General features: G+C 41.2%; 9 protein-coding genes. 4 read left to right on the forward strand and 5 right to left on the reverse strand.

Going from position 1 to position 7,479, the window contains the following annotated elements; all coding sequences use genetic code 11:
- Positions 1 to 38: 38 nt before the first annotated feature.
- From atpE to FTV27_RS15665, 4 genes are all read right to left on the reverse strand, one after another.
- Complete coding sequence (gene atpE / locus FTV27_RS15650) at positions 39 to 284, reverse strand: F0F1 ATP synthase subunit C (RefSeq protein ID WP_000424060.1); 246 nt, start codon at positions 282 to 284, stop codon at positions 39 to 41.
- A gap of 84 nt (positions 285 to 368) precedes the next feature.
- Positions 369 to 1,244: a F0F1 ATP synthase subunit A gene (gene atpB / locus FTV27_RS15655; RefSeq protein ID WP_078194024.1), complete on the reverse strand. Its 876-nt coding sequence runs from the start codon at positions 1,242 to 1,244 to the stop codon at positions 369 to 371.
- Between the two features lie 102 nt (positions 1,245 to 1,346).
- On the reverse strand, positions 1,347 to 1,745 hold the full coding sequence (locus FTV27_RS15660) for an ATP synthase subunit I (protein ID WP_078194025.1): 399 nt from the start codon (positions 1,743 to 1,745) through the stop codon (positions 1,347 to 1,349).
- Between the two features lie 170 nt (positions 1,746 to 1,915).
- A complete protein-coding gene (locus FTV27_RS15665; protein ID WP_180079245.1) occupies positions 1,916 to 2,755 on the reverse strand; it encodes a metal ABC transporter solute-binding protein, Zn/Mn family in 840 nt (279 codons plus the stop codon).
- Between the two features lie 139 nt (positions 2,756 to 2,894).
- On the opposite strand from FTV27_RS15665, the gene FTV27_RS15670 reads away from it, so the two are divergent.
- The 3 genes from FTV27_RS15670 to znuB are packed head-to-tail and all read left to right on the forward strand — an operon-like array spanning position 2,895 to position 4,960.
- Positions 2,895 to 3,392, forward strand: a complete 498-nt coding sequence (locus tag FTV27_RS15670; RefSeq protein WP_078191481.1) for a transcriptional repressor — start codon at positions 2,895 to 2,897, stop codon at positions 3,390 to 3,392.
- 2 nt (positions 3,393 to 3,394) lie between these two features.
- Positions 3,395 to 4,156 carry a zinc ABC transporter ATP-binding protein ZnuC gene (gene znuC / locus FTV27_RS15675; protein WP_078194027.1) on the forward strand — a complete coding sequence of 254 codons (762 nt, stop codon included), beginning with the start codon at positions 3,395 to 3,397 and terminating at the stop codon, positions 4,154 to 4,156.
- A 3-nt stretch (positions 4,157 to 4,159) separates the two neighbouring features.
- Positions 4,160 to 4,960 carry a zinc ABC transporter permease subunit ZnuB gene (znuB, locus tag FTV27_RS15680; protein ID WP_180009577.1) on the forward strand — a complete coding sequence of 267 codons (801 nt, stop codon included), beginning with the start codon at positions 4,160 to 4,162 and terminating at the stop codon, positions 4,958 to 4,960.
- Positions 4,961 to 5,065: 105 nt separating this feature from the next.
- On the opposite strand, the gene FTV27_RS15685 is transcribed toward znuB, so the two are convergent.
- Positions 5,066 to 5,686, reverse strand: a complete 621-nt coding sequence (locus FTV27_RS15685) for a LysE family transporter (protein ID WP_180079246.1) — start codon at positions 5,684 to 5,686, stop codon at positions 5,066 to 5,068.
- 159 nt (positions 5,687 to 5,845) lie between these two features.
- Here FTV27_RS15685 and FTV27_RS15690 point away from each other — a divergent pair, with 159 nt between their 5' ends.
- The gene (locus FTV27_RS15690; protein ID WP_180079247.1) at positions 5,846 to 6,766 is read left to right on the forward strand and encodes a Dyp-type peroxidase; all 921 of its coding nucleotides are present in this window, start codon (positions 5,846 to 5,848) and stop codon (positions 6,764 to 6,766) included.
- Positions 6,767 to 7,479 lie beyond the last annotated feature (713 nt).

Consider the following 7,479-nt stretch of genomic DNA (forward strand, 5'->3'; position numbering starts at 1 on the left):
TGCTATTCCTCAATAGTTTAATTTAGGAATTAAGCTGATTAACCTACAAATGGATTAGCGAAGATGAAGAACAAGCCAATACCAACACCGATCATAGGCACAGCATCAAGAAGACCCGCGATTAAGAACATACGAGTTTGAAGTTGTGGAGCCAATTCTGGTTGACGAGCAACAGCTTCTAAGAAACGGCCGCCTAGAAGACCAAAACCAATCGCAGTACCTAAAGCACCAAAAGCGATCAAGATAGCAGATGCAATTGCAACTAGACCTAAAGTGAGTTCCATGATAATTCCTCAGAGGTTAGGTTTATACCAAATTAAGTTAAAAAATTGTGTGCCCAACCACCCTTTGACAGTTGAGCAATACCATTAATGCTTTTCGCTAGCCATACTCATATATACGATAGTCAACATCATGAAAATGAATGCTTGTAACGTAATAACAAGAATATGGAAGATCGCCCAAGGCACAGACAACGCCCACTGGATCCAGAACGGCAATAATGCGATCAAGATGAAGATCAACTCACCCGCATACATGTTACCGAACAGTCGTAGAGCCAATGAGATTGGACGTGCAATAAAAGTTACTAATTCAAGAATAATGTTTACTGGAATAAGTAATGCTTTTAAAACTGGGTTACTTGGGTTAAATGGGTTAAGTGCAAATTCTGCACCGAATCCGACAAGACCTTTCTCACGGATACTATAGAAAATAGTTAACGCAAATACTGACAATGCCATACCAAGGGTAATGTTAGGATCAGTAGATGGAACGATTTTGAAGTAAACGTGGTGAGGATCCATACCAAACACGTTAGCACCGATCAATTGAGCTGTATAAGGAATCCAGTCAACAGGGATCAAGTCCATCAAGTTCATGAGGAAAATCCACACGAAGATGGTCAACGCTAACGGCGCGATTAAGCGCGATTTGCCATGGAAAGTGTCACGGACACTTGAGTCAACGAACTCGATAATCATTTCGATTGCAGACTGGAACTTGGTCGGAACACCAGAGTTTGCAGCTTTCGCTACAACCCAGAACAACAAACAGAAAACAATACCAAGGCCGATAGACCAACCCATTGAATCCAAGTGAATAGCAGTGAACCCCATCTCTTGAGCTTCTTTAGCAGTCTCAGCTAACTTCCAAGTACCATCTGGCATTTTGCCATAGGTCATGTTAGTCAAGTGATGCTGAATGTACTCGGTCGAAGTAAGGGCATGTTCTTCAGCAGCCATAAATCACACCTGGTCAATGTCAAAACTAATAGAGAAAACGAATATCGCGTGCTGCCTGATATCTCGTTACTCTCAAAAAAACTTTTCAATTTTTTGTTGTGTTTATACTCGTTTTTTTAAGCGTGTTGCCCAAAAAGGAGCGACCCACGACATACTTTGTACGAGCATAAAACCACAAAACAATGCCACCGCTGACAACGGTTTGACATTGATCAAAATCAAAATGAATCCAACAATCACGATTGCAAACTTGCCCATTAAGCCACGATACATGTTTGACAGCACCTGTTTAGAGGCGCGGGCACCAGCCGCACGAAACGACTGCCATGAAAAGTAGCTACTTGCTAGCCAGCATACCAACGCACCCAAAGCTGCACTATATGCTGTGATTGTGTCTTTAAGGACCCAACCAATCAGAGCTGAAACAGGAATCATTACTGCTTGTAAGATGACTAAAGCTTTCGCTAATCGTCGATCAATCATGCGACTAGTTCGACTCATTTTTGTTCACTCACAGCAATTCTGCTTGACAAGTTTAACTGATGATTATTTTTAATCGCAGGCATTATAGAGTTACACCCCTTAACTTGCAATCTTTTCCCGACCTTAGTCGTGTTTTTTTAAATTGGTAAACTGCTTTCAAACTAATCAATAGTTGTTTGTTTTTTACATTACTTTCGCGCATTTAGTGTGCACTTAAGGGTTTTATCAGCCAACATCTTCCATGCTGTTACAAAATCCCCTGCCCCACTCATGGTTTCGTCCACCGGCTGAAAGACGATGCCACCGAGCTTTTGATACTGATTTTGGCTGGCATGAGCTTCTGCAAGTAAGCATATTTTTGGCTGCGCGCGATGGTCTTTCAGGTATTTGATTTGTGCCAATGTCGGTGCGACATGTGGATCATCTGTCAACGCACCGGTAAATTTCAAATTCAGTGAGCGCTCAAGATATTGATAGGCATCGTGGTAAGACCAGTAAGGTTGAGCACGGCTCGACACATCTGTTTTTTGGGCTGTGATCAAGAGTTTCTGCGCAAATGCACGCGCATTAGCCCAATATTTTTCACGATGTTCTGGAAACTGTTGTGAACGTAAAGCAGCAATAAAAAAGCCGATTCGAACCGCATTGTTTGGTTCAAGCCAGACATGTGTATCGATTGTGCCTTTTAATGCATTGCCACGGACATCCCGTAATGGCAAAGCACTGATAATGCCTGAGTCTAAAATAGCGATACTTTTACCACTTTCACCCAACATTTTTGCCAATGGCGCTTCATGCGCTTGGCCTAGCCATAAAACGAGATTGGCATCTTGCACGGTTTTACGGTGCGCAGGCGTCAAACTCACATCATGTCCAGATTGATGATCAAGCAATAGTTTTGGCTGCTCTACACCCTTAAGTACATCCTTCGCGATTAAATAAATCGGTTGTGTAGAAACAACGAGACCTTGCGCCCAGCTCATCACACTGAATAAAGCCAAACTACAAAAAAGAATTACACGGGACATGGGGAGAGAGCACCATAAAATGAATAGTGTTATAATATAACAAAATCGTAAAAAAACCTACGTCTGTTCGTAAGTCCTTACGCTTCATGTTAAGATTTAAAGTCTTTTTCTTTATACAGTTTCGTACTCGAGGTTGGCTATGAGCGCATGTTCACACGAACATCATAATGCTTTGCATGGTGTACACGATCATCATAATGTCGAACAGCGCCTTGCTGAAGCTGAGAGTCTCTGTAGTGCGACGGGTGCTCGACTTACGCCCTTGCGCAAAGAAGTATTAGAACTGATCTTAAATGCAACGGGACCAATGGGTGCTTATGACCTTTTGGCTAAAATCAAAAGCGAGTCTGACCGACCTGCAGCGCCACCGACTGTGTACCGTACGTTGGATTTTCTGCTTGAAAAAGGTTTGATTCACCGCCTAACGTCGATTAATGCTTATATCCCATGTTGTCATCCGCGCGAAGGACATCAAGCCGCATTCCTGATTTGCACCGATTGTAAAATAGTCAAAGAAGCATCTGCTCAAGGCTTAATGGCGCAACTCGATGAATTGTCTGCATCCGATGGCTTTACTGCACATCACAGTATTATTGAAATTTCAGGGATCTGTCAGCAGTGCCGCAGCAAACACTAAATATGAAGCCCATTGTGGCTTTAGAGCATGTTCATGTCCGAATCGATGAACGTGACATTTTAAAAAATGTAGATTTCGCCTTACACGAAAAAGAAATTGTCACCTTAATCGGTCCCAATGGTGCAGGCAAATCCACGCTCATCAAAGTGTTGTTGGGTATTGTAAAACCTGTATCTGGCAAAGTGATCAGCACACAAAAATTAAAATTTTCGTATGTGCCACAAAAATTTAATCCATCACACAGCTTACCGCTACGTGTGTGTGATTTATTGGCACTAGAAAAATGTGATGCCAATATCAAGCAAGAAATTATTCGTGATACAGGCATTGCCAAGTTACAACAATCTAAAGTTCAGCAATTGTCCGGCGGCGAACGTCAACGCGTTCTGATTGCACGGGCTTTATTACGTCAACCGAATGTATTGGTTCTAGATGAACCCATGCAAGGTCTGGATATCCAGTCTGAAGCGGAACTGTATGACTACGTGCGTAGCTTGCCTGAAAAATATGGCTGTGCAGTTTTGATGGTTTCTCATGATTTACAATGGGTCATGCAAGGCACGCACCGTGTGGTTTGCCTCAATAAGCATATTTGTTGCAGTGGCTTGCCTGAAAATGTCCAGCAACATCCTGAATATCAAGCGATCTTTGGAACAAATCGTGTGTTCTATCAACACCATCACGATCACTGTGCGCATGGCGATAGTGCAACGCCTTGCCAGCATGACTCTCGTCCCCATATTCACCCTGAACCGGAAGCATAATCCATGATGGAATGGCTACAACTCCTTTTGCCAGCATGGATCATGGGCACTTTGCTGGTGTTCCTGACTGCACCCCTCGGCTGCTTGATGCTTTGGCGTCGCATGTCATTTTTTGCGGACACCATGGCGCATGGCACTTTACTCGGTGTCGCCATTGCCGGTGCGATGAGTCTACCGCTTTGGACAGGCGTTACATTGATTGCGCTCTTATTGGTTGCAATCTTATGGGTGTTACACGACCCTCGCTTGCCCAATGACGCGTTGCTCGCGCTTTGTTCTGCAACACTCCTGTGCTCAGGCTTACTGTTCATACAACATTTGCCAAGCTTAAGACCTGAATTACTCAGCTATTTATTTGGTGATTTACTCACCATTTCTTGGTCAGATTTGCCTGTCTTTGCAATGGTGATCATTGTGGCACTGACCGTGCTGTATAAAAGTTGGCAATCGCAGATTCAGATTGCCATTGACCCCGACATTGCGGTCAGTGAAGGTGTCAGTGCCAAATGGCAACGTCTGATTTTTATGTTATTACTGGCATTATTTACCGTATTGGCTTTACGTGCTGTCGGCTCATTGCTGATGGGTGCATTGTTAGTGATTCCTGCATTAACCGCTCGTTTATTGGCAAATTCCCCGAAACAAATGGTGCTGTGGTCTTTCATCATTGCCCAAGTCGGTGTGACCGTGGGGTTATGGTCAAGTGCTGGTTTAAACACCTCTACAGGACTGACTATTGTATTAACCATGGCGCTGCTCTTTGCCCTGATTTTTATTATGCAAAAATTTAAGAAAGTGGCTTAAGTAGCAACGTTCATTGTTCAATTCGCGACATATCAAAAAAAAGCCATGCAGTTGCATGGCTTTTTTTGCACGTCAAATACAATGTTCAGAATCATCTCACTGGCTTTATTGATGCACCAAACTCAATAAACTCGCAGCACAAGCAAATAATACCGCAAAGGTTCGATTCAAATATTTTTGTTGTTTAGGTGATTTTAATAACCGCAGCACTTTTGCAGCGAGACCAGTATACCCCGCCATGACAATCAGATCGATGCTAATCATCGTTGCAGCCATAATGACATATTGAATCCATTGGGGTTTGGATAAATCTAAAAACTGCGGCAAAACTGCCAACAAAAATACAATCGCTTTAGGGTTGCTCATATTGACCAAAAAGCCATGTAAAATTAATTTTGAACGTGATTTATTTGATAAATCTTGTTGGATTTCAATTGACTCAGTTGGCGCTGTCCACTGTAAATAAGCCAAATATAATAAATAGCCCACACCAAACCATTTCACGATCAGAAAAGCCCATGGTGTCGTCGCAAATAAGACCCCTGCCCCAGCTGCAACAATGGCGATCTGAACCAAAAGTGCCAATTGCAGGCCGATTGCATTCCAATACCCATGCTTAAACCCATAATTCAAACCACTCGACATAGACGCAATTGCACCTGCACCTGGGGAAACACTAATTACCCAACATGCCAACATGTATGCAATCCAGATTTGATAGGACATCATTAGCTCAAGTTTGAAATGGGTCTGTATTATATGACATTTACTCTATTTTCATGACAATAATGCACGCTAAAAGGCCAAATGAAGGCTACACTCTCAGCGCTGCTTAAGGCACAATATACACAGCCACTCAGAAATTATAATTTTTAGGAGCCATGAATGTCTGCTCAATCTGTAATTTTGCCATTACCCTCAGATCATGCTCGTTTTATTGTTTTACGTTTAAAAGATTTAACGATTAGCGAATTAAAAGAACAACTTGAAGACTTATTTAGCACTCGTGATCGTCTAATTACCCAACATCCTAATGCGCAGATTAAAACAGCTGTAGCTTTTGGACCTGAACTTTGGGCACAACTTTATATTCAATCTCCAGCAGGCTTTAAACAACTTGATCCAATTCAAGGTTCATTTAACATGCCTGTAGCCCCAGCAGATGTACTGATTCACATTGCAGCACAGCGTACAGATATTTGCTTTGCTTTAAGCCAAGCTTTCTTTGATGGCATTCAAGATAAAGTTGAGGTTTTAGATGAGCGTGTTTGCTTCCGCAATTTCGATGGCCGTGACTTAACTGGCTTTATTGATGGTACTGAAAACCCTCAATTTCCAGATGACCGTGCTGAAACAGCATTATTAGCAGAAGATGCGGGTATTTTTGCTGATGGTTCTTTTGTCTTTGCACAGCGTTATGCACACAATTTAGATAAGTGGAAAAAGCTCAAAGTTGATGCACAAGAGCATGTGATTGGGCGTACCAAACTTGAATCGATTGAGTTGGATGAAGACGAACAACCTGAAAACTCACATGTATCACGTACCGTTGTTGAAGATGGTGAGGGTGAAGAACTCGCAATTTTGCGTCATTCATTGCCTTATGGCGATGGCCGCGGTGACCAAGGTTTGTTCTTTATTGCCTATACCAAAGATCTCAGCATTATCGACAGCATGCTGGTTCGCATGTTCGGTACTAGCGGTGACGGCATTCACGACCGCTTACTTCACTTTGTTACGCCAATGGACGGAGCGTATTACTTTGCACCGAGTGAAGAGTTATTGGAAGAAGTTTTAGAAGGTTAAATAAATAAAGCCGACGAGAGTCGGCTTTATTTATTTAAAATCTACTTAAATTGATATGTGATTTTTTAGAATTTTAATAATATTTCATTATTAAATTACTATCTATTTCTACTCTATTGTTTAAATATATAAATTTTCATTAACTAACTTATTATTTTTAACTTGCATAACTCTTAAATTTGGTCCATTTTCATTGGTTAATTTCATTTTTAAAACCTATGTTGATGAATGATATGCTTTAATTTTTTCAAAAATTTCTTTACCTTAGCTATTAAATATGAATTAGCTCTATTTACACCCAATTGATGACTGACTGCTCCACTTCGTAACGTCTATGGATGGTGCTTCTTGCTTTGTAACAAGTGAGGAATTATTGAAAATTTTGGCATATTAAAGAGATCAGATTTTATCAACCTTTAAATATTTTATGAGCAGTATATGAAATTCTGAATAACATCATTAAGCCTCTTTCATAAATCAAAAAACGAACAGTCTCTTGCTGATTATTTGTACCGAAGAATTTTAAATATTCATGCATAATCTGCGGATGAAATATATCGATTCAAAGAAGCTTTCTGAAACACAATTTAAGCGATACACCGGCATATCATGGTCAACCTTTGATTTAATGGTTGAACAACTGAAAATGCATGTTCCTGCTAAAGGTAGACCAACTAAATTGAGCATAGAAGATCAAATCCTTCTGTGCTTAA

The organism is Acinetobacter sp. YH12251 (assembly GCF_013417465.1).
Taxonomy (GTDB): Bacteria; Pseudomonadota; Gammaproteobacteria; order Pseudomonadales; family Moraxellaceae; genus Acinetobacter; species Acinetobacter amyesii.